General features: G+C 49.8%; 14 protein-coding genes. 4 read left to right on the top strand and 10 right to left on the bottom strand.

Annotation, left to right across the window (positions count from 1 at the left end):
• Positions 1–48: 48 nt before the first annotated feature.
• The 10 genes from WG68_RS12135 to WG68_RS12090 all read right to left on the bottom strand — a co-directional run bounded on the left by WG68_RS12135 (position 49) and on the right by WG68_RS12090 (position 9,341).
• Positions 49–1,338, bottom strand: coding sequence for a type II toxin-antitoxin system HipA family toxin (locus tag WG68_RS12135; RefSeq protein WP_052749071.1), 1,290 nt, complete (start codon positions 1,336–1,338; stop codon positions 49–51).
• Between the two features lie 2 nt (positions 1,339–1,340).
• A complete protein-coding gene (locus WG68_RS12130) occupies positions 1,341–1,685 on the bottom strand; it encodes a helix-turn-helix domain-containing protein (RefSeq protein WP_152663090.1) in 345 nt (114 codons plus the stop codon).
• A gap of 393 nt (positions 1,686–2,078) precedes the next feature.
• Positions 2,079–2,771 (bottom strand): aspartate/glutamate racemase family protein, encoded by a 693-nt coding sequence (locus WG68_RS12125; RefSeq protein ID WP_046557955.1) that lies wholly within the window; start codon positions 2,769–2,771, stop codon positions 2,079–2,081.
• 82 nt (positions 2,772–2,853) lie between these two features.
• Complete coding sequence (locus WG68_RS12120; protein WP_046557954.1) at positions 2,854–3,792, bottom strand: SPFH domain-containing protein; 939 nt, start codon at positions 3,790–3,792, stop codon at positions 2,854–2,856.
• Positions 3,793–3,823: 31 nt separating this feature from the next.
• Entirely contained in the window at positions 3,824–4,267 is a 444-nt protein-coding gene (locus WG68_RS12115) for an NfeD family protein (protein WP_046557953.1), read from the bottom strand.
• A 253-nt stretch (positions 4,268–4,520) separates the two neighbouring features.
• Complete coding sequence (locus tag WG68_RS12110; RefSeq protein ID WP_046557952.1) at positions 4,521–5,156, bottom strand: PEP-CTERM sorting domain-containing protein; 636 nt, start codon at positions 5,154–5,156, stop codon at positions 4,521–4,523.
• Between the two features lie 204 nt (positions 5,157–5,360).
• Complete coding sequence (locus WG68_RS12105) at positions 5,361–6,290, bottom strand: ABC transporter ATP-binding protein (protein WP_046557951.1); 930 nt, start codon at positions 6,288–6,290, stop codon at positions 5,361–5,363.
• Positions 6,290–7,114: an ABC transporter permease subunit gene (locus WG68_RS12100; protein WP_046557950.1), complete on the bottom strand. Its 825-nt coding sequence runs from the start codon at positions 7,112–7,114 to the stop codon at positions 6,290–6,292. Before WG68_RS12100 ends, WG68_RS12105 begins: the two co-directional genes overlap by 1 nt.
• A gap of 148 nt (positions 7,115–7,262) precedes the next feature.
• The gene (locus WG68_RS12095; RefSeq protein WP_046557949.1) at positions 7,263–8,324 is read right to left on the bottom strand and encodes a M28 family peptidase; all 1,062 of its coding nucleotides are present in this window, start codon (positions 8,322–8,324) and stop codon (positions 7,263–7,265) included.
• A 189-nt stretch (positions 8,325–8,513) separates the two neighbouring features.
• Positions 8,514–9,341, bottom strand: a complete 828-nt coding sequence (locus tag WG68_RS12090; protein ID WP_046557948.1) for a DUF2884 family protein — start codon at positions 9,339–9,341, stop codon at positions 8,514–8,516.
• Between the two features lie 321 nt (positions 9,342–9,662).
• Between WG68_RS12090 and WG68_RS12085 the strand changes: the two genes are divergently transcribed.
• The 4 genes from WG68_RS12085 (at position 9,663) to WG68_RS12070 (ending at position 15,369) form a co-directional block, all read left to right on the top strand.
• Complete coding sequence (locus WG68_RS12085) at positions 9,663–11,474, top strand: assimilatory sulfite reductase (NADPH) flavoprotein subunit (protein WP_046557947.1); 1,812 nt, start codon at positions 9,663–9,665, stop codon at positions 11,472–11,474.
• Positions 11,474–13,192, top strand: a complete 1,719-nt coding sequence (gene cysI, locus WG68_RS12080) for an assimilatory sulfite reductase (NADPH) hemoprotein subunit (protein WP_046557946.1) — start codon at positions 11,474–11,476, stop codon at positions 13,190–13,192. Before WG68_RS12085 ends, cysI begins: the two co-directional genes overlap by 1 nt.
• Positions 13,193–13,241: 49 nt before the next feature.
• Positions 13,242–14,009 carry a phosphoadenylyl-sulfate reductase gene (locus WG68_RS12075; protein WP_200897591.1) on the top strand — a complete coding sequence of 256 codons (768 nt, stop codon included), beginning with the start codon at positions 13,242–13,244 and terminating at the stop codon, positions 14,007–14,009.
• Positions 14,010–14,118: 109 nt separating this feature from the next.
• The gene (locus tag WG68_RS12070) at positions 14,119–15,369 is read left to right on the top strand and encodes a mechanosensitive ion channel family protein (protein ID WP_046557944.1); all 1,251 of its coding nucleotides are present in this window, start codon (positions 14,119–14,121) and stop codon (positions 15,367–15,369) included.
• Positions 15,370–15,489 lie beyond the last annotated feature (120 nt).

Below are 15,489 nucleotides of genomic sequence, written 5' to 3'. Positions count from 1 at the left end.
GCGGCAATAGTTGCTGGGATCACAGCTGTGACTGGTTTCTCAAGAATTCTAAAGCGCCGGCCTTGTTAGCGCGGCCAACCTTTCTTTAATTCGATTTAGCACACATTGCTTTAGCTTCTCACTGCCTGGATTTTGCATGATAACCTTAGCAGCGGCCCGGCCTACTTTAGCAGTAACCTTTTGTATGATTGACCTGGCCATGCTCTCACCAAGACCAATGCGAATTCCCAGCTCAATGAAATCATGGCTGGTGTAATAGCCATAAGCGTTGTATGAACTGGTAAACTCGTTATCGACTTCAGACTCAAGCAACCACAATACCAACTGATACCCCTCGTATGTGGGGTACGGTGCGACACTTAGCATGTCATACACCGGGCTAAACCCTTTAACATTCGATTTGCCACGCTCACGCAGCAAAGTCATATTTTTTAAATGCAGATCGTTATTGCCGACAACGTATGCCATCAACACCAGTGTAAACCCATCAATCAGTATTTTGGCATGGCCACCACTTAGCCGGTGCGCAGTTTTAATGGCTTTTTCATACGACAGCTTTTCATTGTCTTTTTGCCCAGGCGCAACATTCATGCATGACGCCATATCTTCGACAAAATTATTAATATGCCCGTCTTCTTCCATATCAAACCTGGTCGTAACATAGGCAAGCTCACCACAACTAAACGGGACTAAATAATGGTCTGCTACACGCATTCCGACAGCCTGGCACAATTGCATAACCATGAACTCATTCTCGGCCAGTTCGGGAAAGCTCTCAGGTGAAGGTTTGACAATGTAATTGCCTATACCCTGGGCGTTAGTCAGTGTTTTAGGCCGGCCGGCCAATTTAAGAAACATTTTTGGCTGAACGCCAGATATGGATGTGCCAGGCAAAGACTTTACGGCCACGTCGTTAAACGCTGCCCGGGCGAAATCAATTGAAAAACCGCGAAGGCTTTTAAGTGGGAGCTCAATGAGTTCAAAACCACCGATAACATCCCCATCATCGTTAACATGGATGGCTATTGGCCCAATTAACTCTCTGCCATTAGCAAGTAGCAGGCCGAAGGTATCTTCCTGATCTAATCTCGCCATTTTTGCTTGATGACGCTTTACCCAGCCTTCACTGAGTAGGTTAGCAAAGAAGGGGTGTAGGGTGTTAAAGACAAACGGGGCTGACTGCACTGGCAAATTAACGCCAATAGGGGTATTAACGTACCGCAAATAATGCTCTGTGTATTGAAATTCATAGATAGCGCCTGTAGGCGTATCCAGTTCCCTCAATGTCCCCGCTTTGCTTTTATGGCTGTATACGTAACCTACTCTTAGCTCCTTCATGGTCACTTCCTGACACCAGTATTTTTCTCCCCTACATATAACTCAAGGCCGATGGTGTTAAGTACAGTCTGCAAGGTTTTGATTTTAACCGTATCGAGTTTGCTCAGTATGTTGTAATACGTAGTTGGTGATAAATTTGCTATCAGGCAGATATCGGTTACCGACATACCGGCTGAGTATTGCTCAATAAGCCTGGCAACCGCTGCGTTTGTCACCGGTACATTAACCAACTTTGCGCTTTCTCTAATTTGGTTCAACAACTGATCGTCAATATCTTTAAGGCGTTGTGACATCTGTTGCCGCTGTGCAATTAGCGCATCTATCTTAGAAGTTGAGTTTATGCTCATGCTGGCCTCTGACAACATTATTTAATTCACCATAATGGATTATGGCTTCTAAATTAAAGAAAAGCCACGCTATAGTGAAATAAAATAGGTTTTTATTCATTATGGTGGATTTAATGGCATCAACAAGCTAAATAAATTCACTACAGAAAACAAAATCTTAGTTGTTGCCCGCTAAATAGGCCAATAAGCAGGTATTTAATGAGATATGCCTGCTACAGTGGTCAATTCAAATAGAGAGCAGCGGCTTTAACTGGGGGATTTTTTCGCTCTTTCTCGAGTCTCCGATCTGATTTTTTATTGAATTTTTAGGTGGTGGCTATAGCAAAGATAGCGCTGTGGCGATAGTAGTGGGATTAAATCGGTAGCTGGTTGCTAGATCAAATTTAATCATCACTATCCCAAAGCCAGTTCAGCAGCACAGCAGGCATGGATGCTGGTGGTATCAAATAGCGGCACTGCTGCATCTTGCTCTGATACCAGCAAGGAAATTTCAGTGCAGCCAAGAATAATGGCCTCGGCACCTTGCTCGATAAGCTGTTTGATAATCTGGCGATATTTCTCTCTTGATTCCGGCAGCACCTTGCCTAAACAAAGCTCGTTATAAATTATCTGGTGCACCTGCTGGCGCGCAGCTTCATTGGGGATCAGCACATTCAGGCCATGCTGTTCTGTAAGCCGGGTTTTGTAAAAGGGCTGCTCCATGGTGAATTTGGTGCCTAGCAGGCCAATGGTTTTATAGCCTGCTGCCTTAATTGCTATGGCCGTGGCGTCGGCAATATGTAGCAGTGGCAGAGTTGTTGCGTCCTCGATAGCGCCAGCAACTTTGTGCATAGTGTTGGTACAGAGCACAATAAAGTCGGCACCTGCTGCTTCAAGGCGGCTGGCGGCATCGGCCAGCAGTTGCCCGGCAGCTTGCCAGTCGCCAGCGCTTTGCATGCGCTCAATTTCAGCAAAATTTACGCTATATAAAACAATTTTGGCAGAATTCAGCCCACCAAGCCGCTGCTGAACAGTTTCGTTAATTATGCGGTAGTAGGGAATGGTCGACTGCCAACTCATACCACCCAGTAAGCCAATTGTTTTCATGGTAGTTGCCTTAAAAATAGCAAAGCCAGCTTGATGCTGGCTTTTCGTTACTTAATTTAACCTATTTTGCAGCAACAGGTTTTTACTTACCACCCGGCCGGGCTATTTTCAGTATTTCGGTTAAGCCGGCGACGGCGCCGCCGATATTGGCCAGCTCGGCTGGCACTATCATGGTGTTATTGGCTTTGGCCAGGTTACCGAATTCTTTCACGTATTGCTCGGCAACGCGCAGGCTAACGGCTTCTGAACCACCCGGGTGATTAATGGCTTCAGCAATCTGGCGAATACCTTCAGCGGTGGCAATGGCCACCAGCTCGATTTCACGGGCGCGACCTTCGGCTTCGTTGATCTGACGCATCTTGTCACCTTCAGACAGGTTAATCACTTCCTGCTTCTGGCCCTCTGACACGTTAATCATTGCCTGGCGCTCACCTTCAGATTTAGCAATGGCGGCGCGGCGTTCCCGCTCTGCCCGCATTTGCTGCTCTAACGCATCTTTAATGCTAAGTGGCAGCTCAATATCAGAAATTTCGTAGCGCAGCACTTTCACACCCCAGGGCGAGGCCGCTTCGTCCAGCGCTTTTACCACTTCTTCGTTTATTTTGGCGCGTTCTTCAAAGGTTTTATCCAAATCAGTCTGGCCGATAACGGAGCGCATAGTGGTTTGCGCCAGCTGTGAGGCGGCGTAGCGGTAATCACTGATGCCATAACTGGCTTTGTGTGGATCTACCACCTGCAAATACAGCACGCCATCAATACCAACCTGAATGTTATCTTTGGTAACACAAGTTTGGCGGGTAACGTCGATGACTTCTTCTTTTAAGGTGTGGATATACGCCACTTTATCGACAAAGGGGATCAGGATATGAAAACCGGAGTCGAGAGTGCGCGAGTATTTACCGAGGCGCTCTATCACAAAGTTAGATTTTTGCGGCACTACCCGGGCGCTTTTGACAATCGTAATTACCACGGCTAAGGCAAAGCCCAGCGTGAGAATGGTTTGGATACTGATTTCTTCCATTGTTAATGTTCCCTTTTTTAATTAAAAATTGTTATGGTTGCTGCGCCGAGACCATTAAATGAATGCCTTCATTGGCTATAACCCAGGCCACGTCACCGGCTTTCAGTGGCTCGCTGGAGCGGGCGTCCCATTGAACGCCATTTAATACTACCCGGCCGGCGCCTTGTTCGAAATCTGCCAGCACGGTTACCCGGTTACCGATATCTTCGCTGAGTTTAAACGGCTGTTCGCCCCGGTCGGCGGTATATCCGGTAAACCAGCGTTTAAAATGGCCACGGGAGCCAAATAATAATGCCAGGCTGACAATGCCAAAAATCAGAAACTGAGCACTGGGCGACTCTATCCAGCCCAGCTGTAATAAAATGCCGACTACAATAGCACCAATACCCAGAAACACCGCAACAATACTGGTTGCCAGTAGTTCCGACAGAATTAACAGCACGCCAACGATAATCCAGATCATTGCAATACTCATAGCTTTATCCTGCATAAGCGAATTAGCCATGAACAGTAACTGATGTTAGATAAAAGGGTCAATCAATTTAACGGCTTGCTGCTTTTTCATTTGTAATAAACTATGTCGGTGGCGGGTGTTCGAGGTGTTGTCGGCGCAGGCTCACGCCTGGCGAGCCAGTAACTATCGGTTGGTGAAATTCAGCTAAAACCGGCGGGCGACCTGTCAGCTGTATTCTGTTTGCTGACAGGCTAAGCATTCAGTGGCTAGATAATTACCGGCGAAACTTACGGCGCAGACACAACCCGACTAACCCCAGGCCAAACAGTGCCAGGGTGGCAGGTACCGGCACAGGCGTAGGCTGCTGTGCAGGCAACGCAAATACCGCTAACTGGCTGCTGAGTAATCTGAAGTTATGGTTAGTTGCGCTGGGTTCACTGAAACTGAACCACAGGTTGCCCTGGCTGAATAACTCGGTAAAAGCAGGCAGTGTTGTCCGGCTAATCATAAAGGTTTGTTGTACCGTGCTGCTGCTTTGCAGCAATTGGTAGCTGCTCATCTTAGTGCCGCTGGCGTTTAATATATCAAGCTGCCAGCTTTCCATCGGGCAATTGCCAGTTAAACAGTTACTGTTATTAGTAGCCGCGAAAGCCAGTGTCAGCTCAACATAATCAATGGCGGCAGCATCAAACGACGCCAGTGAAAAAATATCAGTAAAAGCGTTGCAGTTGCTGGCTTTACGGATTAACAGATGATCGCTGGCAATATTGGCGCAACTGCCAGAAGTGGTGGGGTTAAAGCCAAACCGGCCATAATTGTGATCAACCACCGAAATAGGCGCTGCCATTGCCATAACGCTAAATAGCATGCTGCACATGGCCAATGCTGCAACCACAAACAATTTATACATACAACATCCTTTTTAAAGTGGCTTAAGCCAGATTTTTGTTTTTATTTACATAGTTAACAAACTATCAGTTTTGTTAGCAATGTTTGTGCCATAAAAAGGGAATGGCCCCGTTGGCCTTACCCGTTCAGCGCAGCCCACGGTTTGCGGTGGTTTAACCCGCTAACCATGGGCGGTATCTGTAAAGAAAGCTGACAAAATGCCAGCTCAAACATGGGCTGCTTTTTTCTGGGCAAATAGCTGTTGTTCCAGGCTTTTACCTTTGGTCAGCTGTTTGTATTGCCAGCCGTTGGCTGCCAGACACTGTAATAGCCTAATATCGAAGTCATCTGCCGCTTGCGGCTGATAACTCAGCTGATACTCATGATTGCGACCTGCGGTAACGTCAGTTATGCCAGCCAGTTGCTGCAGTTGCTGGCATACCTCAGCGCTGTTGGCAGCCGCGCTCAGTTGTAAGCTTAAACAGGCTTCGCTGTTGGCCGCATGGGCATGGTGCTGCTGCAACTTGCCGTCTTGCAGGTATAACACTTTATTACACAGCCGCTCCAGCTCGAAGATATTATGCGAGCTGATTAAAAAGCTGGCATGCTGACTTAAATCGCTAATTAATTCGCGTATATGCAGGGCATTGGCCGGATCCAGCCCGGCAGTGGGCTCGTCCAGCAGGATCAACGCCGGTGAGCCGATAAAAGCCTGAGCCATACAGGCGCGTTTGCGCATGCCATGGCTAAGGGCGCCGGCTTTGGTGTGATAGTGCTGCTCCAGGTCAACCAGCGCCAGCACCCGTAGCGTTTCCGTGCGTGCCAGCTGGGCTGATAAGCCCTGCAACTGGCCGTAGAAACTGAGCTGCTGGCCAATGCTAAAGGCCGGGTCGAGCTGGGCGTCTTGCGGCAGCGCACTTACTTTGCCAAACAACGCCGCACTGCCCGGTTGCTGTCCCAGTAACTGCATGCTGCCACTGTCAGCTTTAATATAGCCACACAACAGGCTGAATAAGGTGGTTTTGCCGGCACCATTCTGGCCAATTAACGCGACGGTTTCGCCTTTATTCACTTCAAAGCTGATTTTATTCAGTACTTTATTCCTGCCATAACTTTTTGCTAGCTGGCTGACCTTAATAATAGGTTGAGTGGTCATTATAATGCCCTCCGGCTTAATATTTGCTGGGCAATCAGCAGTAATACGGCAGTTTGGGCTAAAGGTACTACGGCCAGTTGCAGGCTTTGCCAACCCTGGGTTGGGATCAGCTGCCAGATCTGGGCGCCCGGCATGTACTGCAGCAAAAAGGAGGCAGCAGGCTGATGATGGATCAGCCAGCTGAGTAAACCAAAGGTCAGCCCCAGGCTAACGATCGCCAGACTCAGCGCTAACCGTGATGAGCGGGCCCAGGCCGAAAATACCGCCATTAATGCCGTAAAGGGCATCAAGACAATCAGTAAATTACAGCTGATCAGCAGTGCAGCTTCAATAGCCTGCCAATCTATGGCGCCCAGACGCAAACTGCTGAGGGTGAGGGTGGCGGCCAGCGACAGCACTATTAAACATAGCTGCACTAACAGCTGGCCGCAGAACCGGCCAAGCACAATAGCGCTGCGGCTGCTGCGCAGACTGATAAAGCGCAGCGTACCGCGGGCTGCGTCACTGGATAGCTGATTAGCAGTAAATACCAGGCTTAACAATGGCAACAAAATCAGGCTGAGCATCCAGTACAGGGTGAGCTCTGGTGCGGGCCAGTTCAGTAACTGATGCAGCCCAAGCATACCAAAGGCGGCAGTTAAGGTTTTCTGGAAATTCGGTTCCTGCATAATTTCACTTGCTGGCGCAATAGCGTAGCGCAGCAGCACAAACCAGATTACGGCAGTGGCGGCCAGGGTCATTAAACCGCGCCGGGTGAGCCAGAGCCGCGATAGTTCGACCTGACTGAACAGCCAGATTTGCCTTAAAAACAACATGATCGACATAACAAGATCCTTATATGTAGTGCTTCCCATTAGTTTGCACAAAAAATGCCAAAATTTTAGTTGTTATATATCATTAACTTATTTTTTGAAAGCGTAGCGGTTAACTTTTTTGCAGCAATAAAGCCAGCTAAAGTGGTCAATTTCACTATTATTGCTGGCTTAGCTGTTGGTCCAGCAGCACGATAAAACTTAAGATGGTTTCGCTTACCTGAAAGTAAAAATCGCTATCGACTTTAGCCGCAGTGTCGCGCGAGGTGTGGTAGTCGGCGTGGTCGGCCACCCCAAAGTATATAAAAGGCACCTTGTGCTTGTGAAACACTCCATGATCAGAGCTTAAGGTCCAGTCCTGGGTTTTACCTGCCCGGTACCAGGGCCGGTCATGGCCGGCGATAACCTTTACCGCACTTTGCTGCTGTAATTGCTGTAGCAGTGGGGTTAACCAGGGGTGCTGGTAGCTGCCCACGGCGAACAGCAACTGATCCGTGTCGCGGCTAAGCATATCCATATTAACGTTAAAGGCCAGCTGCTCAGGCTCCAACAGTTGGTGCTTAAATAAAGCTACTGCCCCTTGTAAGCCGCCTTCCTCAGCGTCCAATGCTACAAACAGCAATGGATGGGCAGTAGGGTTTTCGTTGAAATAACGGGCCAGCTCCAACAAGGTTGCTACGCCAGACGCATTATCATCAGCGCCGGCAAACAACTTATCTTCATGCATACCCAGATGATCATAATGCGCGGTCAGCACTATTGGCTTTAACTCAGGGTTTAAACCCGGCAATACGCCCAGCACATTGGCGGCGTTATCCAGCGCGGCGATGGTGGCGTTTTTACCCCGTAACCAGCGGCCTAATACAAAATGCTGCTCAACGCTAAACGGTTGTAAATAGCCATCGCTGCCTGCCGGTTGCAAGCCAATATCGGCAAATTGCTCTGCCAGCCAGCTACGGGCGGCAATACCGCCGGCCGTGCCGGGTTTACGCCCCTGCCGGTCAGGGTGAGCCAGCCAGTTTAAATCGGCCAGTAACTGGGACTGGTTTAAACGGCTTTGCGCAGGGGCCAGTTCGGCGCTGGCAATCAGTTGCGCCAGCCGGGCGCTTTCGTTGTTGGTTAGCGCTTGCTGCCAGGCCGGCCAGGCCAGGGTATACAGCAGAATAGCGGCAATAACCAGCGCCGATATGCCAGCCAGATACAGCCGTTTTATGATAGACATTGCCATTTTTTCCAAAAGCTTCAGGGTATTGACCGCCAGCTTAGCAAATTATGCTGCGCGGCAAAAAAAAAATTAATCCGCTGCTGGCAAAAGCGCTCGGCTTTATTTAATTTCTGGGACAGGTTGGGGAGGTTTAAAAAAAGCGCAGGCAAAACCCTGCGCTAAAGGTCTTGGTTGGGAGTTACCTGATTAACGGCGCACGCTTAAGGCGCTGTTGCCATTGTTAAATAAATCGTATTGTTGCATGGCGGGTATTTGCTGCTGAATGCGGGTTTCCAGCGCATCCAGCGTGGTAACCTGGGCACAGATAGCTTCGCCACGCTGCTCCAGTGCAGACGCTTTCAGTTCCATTCTTGCTTCTAAGTTTTCGCCAAACTTCTCCATTCTCTGGCCAAAGGCTTCCATCCGCTGTTCAAAGCTGCCTTCGCCACTTACCATGGCTTTACCTACCAGCAGCATAATGTTGCCCATTGACTGGCTGACAGCTTCTTCAATAGCCTGCTCAAACTCAGGGCCAAAGGCCTGATCAATATTGTGCAGCCGGCTGCCGTACAGGTAAGTGTTGTCGCCATCCTGCACCACAACCTGGTTAGCGGCATCACTGATTTTGCTTAATGCCTTCTGCATGGCCGGATAATCGTCCAGCGATTTCCCTGTCAGCTCGTTCAGCACTGTGGTTAACGCTTCATTAGCCATCAGCAGCGCATCTTCTACCAGCGCAACGGTTTGGCTGGTTTGGCTGCGAATACCAGCCTGGTAATCACGCAGTAGCAGCCGGGTATCATTGTTAACTAATATTGTTTTACCGTTCAGACTTAACTGACCGTCTTTGTTAATCTGCCACAGCGTTTTACCGTTGTCCTGCAACTGCACGCTGCTGCTGTCGATCACTAAATCTTTATCAAATTCGATATTACAGCTGTGGTTGCTATGGGCCATAGCGCTGTTGCTAAGTACCAGAGCACTAAGGCTGAGGATGCCGCATACCACTGCACTGGCGATAAGAGAGCTTTTCATAAAGTTAATCCTTGCACTGTGTTGAATGACTACCTGCTAACGCAAAGTCGGTGCCAATATGTATCTTATTGTTTATATTCATTTATTTTTATTGCCTGCCGGCTAGTAGTAACTGCTGTTAGTGTTTTTTACTATTTTTTAGTGAAATTGTCAGGCTGTGGGATCTAATAAACTGCGTTGGCAGCTGTGGCGGATGTTGGGTAATTGCAGTGGATTAGCTGTTTTTAATTACTATTTGGAATAACGCAGACAGATCCATTCTTTTACGGGCATACGTTTGGATGGCTAAAATGCCGGTATAAAGTTTATATAGGTGTGTTTATGCTTTTATCATCATTAGTGGCCCAGGCCAGCCCGTTGTCTGAGCAACAGGTGCAGCAACTGCAAGGTTTGGTTAGTCAGCTTAACCCTATTCAGCAAGCCTGGGTCAGTGGTTACCTGGCAGCCAGTGCTCAACTGGCCGGCGGCCAGGCCACTGCGCCGGCAGCCGCTGCTACAACCAGCGCTACGCTAACCATAGTGTATGGCTCGCAAACCGGTAATGCCCGCCATGTGGCCGAGGCATTAGCGGCCTTAGCTAATGCGAAGAACATTGCGGCCAAGGTGGTGGATTTAGCCGACTATAAAAGCAGCCAGCTGAAAAACGAACAATACCTGATTATTGTCACCTCTACCTATGGCGAGGGCGAGCCGCCGGAAAATGCTGTGAGTTTTTATAACTTTTTATTCAGTAAAAAGGCTCCCCAGCTACCCCAGCTTAAATTTGCGGTGCTGGGCCTGGGTGATACCAGCTATGAATTCTTCTGTAAAACGGCCGCCGACTTTGATGAACGCCTGGCTGAGTTAGGTGGCCAACGGCTGCAGGCCCGCGCTGATCTGGACGTGGACTACGACACGGCGGCCAGTAGTTGGAACCATGCCTTAATTAAGGTGGTTGAACCGGAATTTGCTGCAACCCCATCGGCCCAGGTGATTAACTGGCCGGGGCAAGCCGCCGCGGTATCGCAAAGCCAGTACAATAAGCAGCAACCTTTTGCTGCTGAGTTATACACCAACCAGAAAATCACCGGCCGTGATTCTGGCAAAGATGTGCGGCATATCGAAATTTCACTGCAAGGTTCGGGTTTAACCTATCAGCCCGGCGATGCCCTGGGTTTATATTTTAATAACGATCCGGCACTGGTTAATGAATTGCTGAGCCTGACTTCGCTGGAAGGCGCAGCCCAGGTCAGCCTGGCCAACCAAAGTTTAAGCCTGAGCGAAGCATTAACCGAGCAGCTGGAACTGACGCAATCGTACCCGGCCTTTGCTGAGAAATACGCTGCTGCCAGCGCCAATCAAGCGTTGCAGCAATTAGCTGCCGATAAAACCGCACTGCGCGCGTATCTGGCCGATCGGCAAATTATTGATATTGTGCGTGACCATCCGGCCGCGGCTGGTGCAATGACTGCCCAGCAACTGGTGGATGCGCTGCGTAAGCAACAACCGCGTTTATATTCCATCGCCTCATCGCAGGCGGAAGTCGAGGACGAAGTGCATTTAACGGTAGCGGTGGTGCGCTACGATGCCTTTGGCCAGCCACATTTAGGTGGCGCCTCGGGCTACCTGGCCGAACGCCTGGCCGAGGGCGATAAGGTGCGGGTATTTATCGAGCAGAATAATAACTTCCGCTTACCGGCCAATGACGACACCCCGGTAATCATGATTGGCCCAGGCACCGGCATAGCGCCGTTTCGCGCCTTTTTACAAGAGCGTGATGCCCGTGGCGCCAGCGGTAAAAACTGGTTGTTTTTTGGTAACCCGCACTTCACCCAGGATTTCTTATACCAGACTGAGCTGCAGGGCTATTTAAAGCAAGGCCTGCTCAGTAAGCTCGATGTCGCGTTCAGCCGCGACCATGCCGAAAAAGTATATGTGCAGGATAAGCTGCGTAAACACGCAGCCGAAGTGTATCAGTGGCTGCAGCAGGGCGCGCATCTCTATATTTGTGGTGATGCCAACCGCATGGCCAAAGATGTGCATCAGGCCTTGCTGGATATCGTGCAGCAAAATGGCAGCAAAAATGCCGAACAGGCCCAGCAGTATTTAGATGAATTACGGCTAGCCAAGCGTTACCAGAAGGATGTGTACTAATGAGCCAATATCCGATTAAACCCGAACTGCAAGTTAGCGGTAAGTTGTCTGACAACGAGCGGTTAAAGGCCGAAAGTGAGCACCTGCGCGGTACCATTAAGCAGGATTTAAGCAACGACATTACCGGTGGTTTTACCGGCGATAACTTTATGCTGGTGCGTTTTCATGGCATGTATCAGCAGGATGACCGTGATATCCGGGCCGAGCGTGCTGCCCAAAAGCTGGAACCGCTGCATAACGTGATGTTACGGGCGCGGATGCCCGGCGGCATTATTACCCCGGCGCAATGGCTGGCGATAGATAAGTTTGCCGCCGAAAAAACCCTGTATGGCAGTATTCGCTTAACCACCCGCCAGACCTTTCAGTTTCATGGCGTGTTAAAGCCGAATATTAAACCGATGCACCAGTTTTTAAACAGCATTGGTATCGACTCTATTGCTACCGCCGGTGATGTTAACCGCAACGTGCTATGTACCTCTAACCCGGTGGAGTCTGAGCTACACCAGCAGGCATACCAGTGGGCGGTGCAGATTAGCGAGCACTTACTGCCAAAAACCCGCGCCTATGCCGAACTGTGGCTGGACGAAGAAAAAGTAGAAACCACCGAAACCGAGCCGGTGCTGGGCGAAAACTACTTACCGCGTAAGTTTAAGACCACGGTAGTTATCCCGCCGCACAATGATATCGATGTGCACGCCAACGATCTTAACTTTGTCGCCATTGCCGAGCATGGCAAGCTGATTGGCTTTAACGTGCTGGTCGGTGGTGGCCTGGCCATGACTTTTGGTGATAACTCTACCTATCCTCGTAAAGCCGAGGTATTGGGCTTTATTGGCCTGGAGCACACGCTAAAGGTGGCTGAGCATGTCGTGACGGTGCAGCGCGATTATGGCGACCGGGTCAACCGCAAAAATGCCAAAACTAAATACACTATCGACCGCATTGGCGTTGATACTTTTAAAGCCGAAGTAGAGCAGCGGGTTGGTGTGGCGTTTGCGCCAGCTAAACCGTTCGAGTTTACCACGCGCGGCGACCGCTTTGGCTGGGTAGACGGCATAGATGGTAAACAGCATTTAACCTTATTTATTGAAAATGGCCGGGTACTCGATTTCCCGGGTAAACCGCTGAAAACCGGCCTGGCCGCCATTGCTAAAGTGCATCAGGGCGATTTTCGGATGACGGCTAATCAAAACCTGATTATTGCCGGCGTGCCGCCAGCGCAAAAACTGTTAATTGAACAGCTGGCCCGTGAGCATGGCTTAATTGACGATAGCCACAGCGAGCAGCGCAAAAATTCTATGGCTTGTGTCTCGTTTCCTACTTGCCCGCTGGCGATGGCCGAAGCTGAGCGCTACCTGCCAGAGCTGGTCAGCAAAGTTGAAGCATTACTGGCGAAGCACCAGCTGCAAAACGATCATATTGTGCTGCGGGTTACCGGCTGCCCCAACGGCTGCGGCCGCGCCATGCTGGCTGAAGTGGGCTTAGTGGGCCGGGCACCGGGTAAATACAATGTGTATCTGGGCGGCAACAAAGTCGGCACCCGTATTCCTAAGCTGTATTTAGACAACGTGGGCGAAGCACAAATCCTTAGTGAGCTGGATAACTTAATTGGCCAGTGGGCAGTTGAGCGCCATAGTGGTGAGTGTTTTGGCGATTTTGTGATCCGCCAAGGGGTTGTGGCTGAAGTGAAAGTATCCAAGACGGACTTTCATGCCTGAAGCCTTGAACATTCATTTCGGCAAAGCGGGCAAGCCAACGGAGATAACGATGGCAGGAAAGAGCATGTACAACAGTGTCGCAGTCGATTATCGGCAGATCCTGCAGCAGGATAACGCCACTCAGCAAGCCTGGCTGGCAGAGATTAATCATCTGCTTAGCCCGCTGAGTGCCAGCGAGCGGGTGCGCTGGGCGCTGGCCAATTTGCCGGCACAGCCGATACTGAGCTCCAGCTTTGGTATTCAGGCGGCGGTGATGCTGCATCTGGTAACGGTACAACAGCCGGATATCCCAGTGGTATTAACCGACACCGGCTATTTATTTCCGGAAACCTACCAGTTTATTGATCAGCTAACCGAGCGACTGGGCTTAAATTTACAGGTATATCGCGCCGCCTTATCCGCTAATTGGCAACTGGCGCGTTATGGCGAGCAATGGTTAACGGCCGAGGGTACCAAACAATACAATCAGCTGAATAAAGTCGAGCCGATGCAACGGGCGCTGCGCGAGTTAAACGCCGGCAGCTGGTTTACCGGTTTACGTCGCAGCCAGAGCAGCAGCCGGGCTGATAAAGCCATTGTTGAAATCAGCCGCGGTGTGGTAAAAATGCAGCCGATTATCGACTGGAGTAATAAAGACGTCTTTTATTATTTAAAACAGCACAACCTGCCTTATCACCCATTATGGGAGCAAGGTTATTTATCGGTAGGGGATACCCATTCTACCGCTAAATTTGAACCCGGTATGAGCGAAGAAGACACCCGCTTTAATGGCTTTGGCCGCGAGTGCGGCCTGCATATGGATGGCGACGGCATTTAATGTCGGCGGTTGCAAAAGCGCTTTAACGCGGCATAATAGCGCCTGCACGCCCTGCTGCAGGCAGGTGCCACCGTAATATCGCTTTTGCTCACAGGGAATACGCTATTTTATGTTGGATTACGATTTAAGCGCTGTCCAGAGCTGGCTGGCGCAACACCCCGAAACCAATTTATGGTTTAGCCTGAGCCTACTGTTACTGCTATCCTGGCTTAGCAACTACATCGTAAAAAAAGTGTTGATCCGCGGTATTTTCCGCGCGCTACGGGCCAGCGCCATTGGCCAGCATCAGGTTATTCAGCACTCTGCATTTGTCGCCCGCCTTGCTAATATTGTACCGGCGCTGGTGATCTCCAAAGGTATTACCCTGATTGACGGTGTGCCCGCGACTGTTAGCACCATAGTGGTCAATGTATGCAACGCCTTTGTGGTGTTAACTATTGCTCTGGCTATCGCTAATGTACTAAGCCTGGTTAACAATATTTATGAACAGCGCCCCGACGCCAGAACCAAACCGATAAAAGGCTATGTTCAGGTTTTGAAAATTCTGGTGTTTACCGTGGCCGCTATTTTAATGATTGCTGCTCTGGTCGACCGCTCGCCACTTATTCTGTTGTCTGGCCTGGGTGCCATGGCAGCGGTACTGATGCTGATTTTTCAGGACACTATTCTATCCTTAGTGGCCAGTGTGCAAATATCCTCAAATGATGTGATCCGGGTTGGCGACTGGGTCGAAATGCCGCAGTTAAACGCCGATGGCGATGTGATTGATATCGCGTTGCATACGGTTAAAGTGCAGAATTGGGATAAAACCATTACCACCATCCCTACCCGCCGTTTTATGACCGATGCCTTTAAAAACTGGCGGGGCATGCAGCAGTCGGGGGGGCGCCGGATCAAGCGCAGCCTGATGCTCGATCAGCAAAGTATTCATTTTCTCGACGCCGACGAGCGTAAGCATTTAAACCGATTTAGCCTGCTACAGGATTATCTGGCCGAAAAACAGCAGGAAATTGACAGCTGGAACAGTGAACTGGCCGAACAGGGCAAAGAGCCGGTCAATACCCGGCGTATTACCAATATTGGTACTTTCCGGGCTTATGTGCAACGCTATTTATCCAGCCACCCTGGGGTGCATCAGCAGATGACCTTAATGGCCCGGCAGCTATCGCCTGGTGCCGATGGCTTGCCGCTGGAAATCTATTGTTTTACCAATACCACAGCCTGGTTAGCCTATGAGGGTATTCAATCAGATATTTTTGATCATTTAATGGCCATTTTGCCGGAATTCGGGCTGCGGGTGTATCAGCACCCCAGTGGTATGGATATCCGGGCAATTCAGCTCACCAGACAAGACGATTAAGCTAACAGTTAAAAGGTCAGTTAAAATAACAGGGCGCTTGAGAAAGCAGCGCCCTGACCTCATCTAAAGGGCTGTGCTGCCAGACCGTTAAGCTGCATTTGGCTTCTAATTTATAAAATC

The sequence above is a fragment of the Arsukibacterium ikkense genome (assembly GCF_000987775.1).
In the GTDB taxonomy this organism is placed as follows: domain Bacteria; phylum Pseudomonadota; class Gammaproteobacteria; order Enterobacterales; family Alteromonadaceae; genus Alishewanella; species Alishewanella ikkense.
This window is presented reverse-complemented; position numbering and strand designations above follow the sequence as displayed.

Coding starts and splice junctions, on each gene's coding strand:
- WG68_RS12075 (WP_200897591.1), top strand. CDS start 13,242: ATGGCAGGAAAGAGCATGTACAACAGTGTCGCAGTCGATTATCGGCAG.
- WG68_RS12070 (WP_046557944.1), top strand. CDS start 14,119: ATGTTGGATTACGATTTAAGCGCTGTCCAGAGCTGGCTGGCGCAACAC.
- WG68_RS12120 (WP_046557954.1), bottom strand. CDS start 3,792: ATGGAAGAAATCAGTATCCAAACCATTCTCACGCTGGGCTTTGCCTTA.
- WG68_RS12110 (WP_046557952.1), bottom strand. CDS start 5,156: ATGTATAAATTGTTTGTGGTTGCAGCATTGGCCATGTGCAGCATGCTA.
- WG68_RS12135 (WP_052749071.1), bottom strand. CDS start 1,338: ATGAAGGAGCTAAGAGTAGGTTACGTATACAGCCATAAAAGCAAAGCG.
- cysI (WP_046557946.1), top strand. CDS start 11,474: ATGAGCCAATATCCGATTAAACCCGAACTGCAAGTTAGCGGTAAGTTG.
- WG68_RS12115 (WP_046557953.1), bottom strand. CDS start 4,267: ATGAGTATTGCAATGATCTGGATTATCGTTGGCGTGCTGTTAATTCTG.
- WG68_RS12090 (WP_046557948.1), bottom strand. CDS start 9,341: ATGAAAAGCTCTCTTATCGCCAGTGCAGTGGTATGCGGCATCCTCAGC.
- WG68_RS12100 (WP_046557950.1), bottom strand. CDS start 7,114: ATGTCGATCATGTTGTTTTTAAGGCAAATCTGGCTGTTCAGTCAGGTC.
- WG68_RS12105 (WP_046557951.1), bottom strand. CDS start 6,290: ATGACCACTCAACCTATTATTAAGGTCAGCCAGCTAGCAAAAAGTTAT.
- WG68_RS12130 (WP_152663090.1), bottom strand. CDS start 1,685: ATGAGCATAAACTCAACTTCTAAGATAGATGCGCTAATTGCACAGCGG.
- WG68_RS12085 (WP_046557947.1), top strand. CDS start 9,663: ATGCTTTTATCATCATTAGTGGCCCAGGCCAGCCCGTTGTCTGAGCAA.
- WG68_RS12125 (WP_046557955.1), bottom strand. CDS start 2,771: ATGAAAACAATTGGCTTACTGGGTGGTATGAGTTGGCAGTCGACCATT.
- WG68_RS12095 (WP_046557949.1), bottom strand. CDS start 8,324: ATGTCTATCATAAAACGGCTGTATCTGGCTGGCATATCGGCGCTGGTT.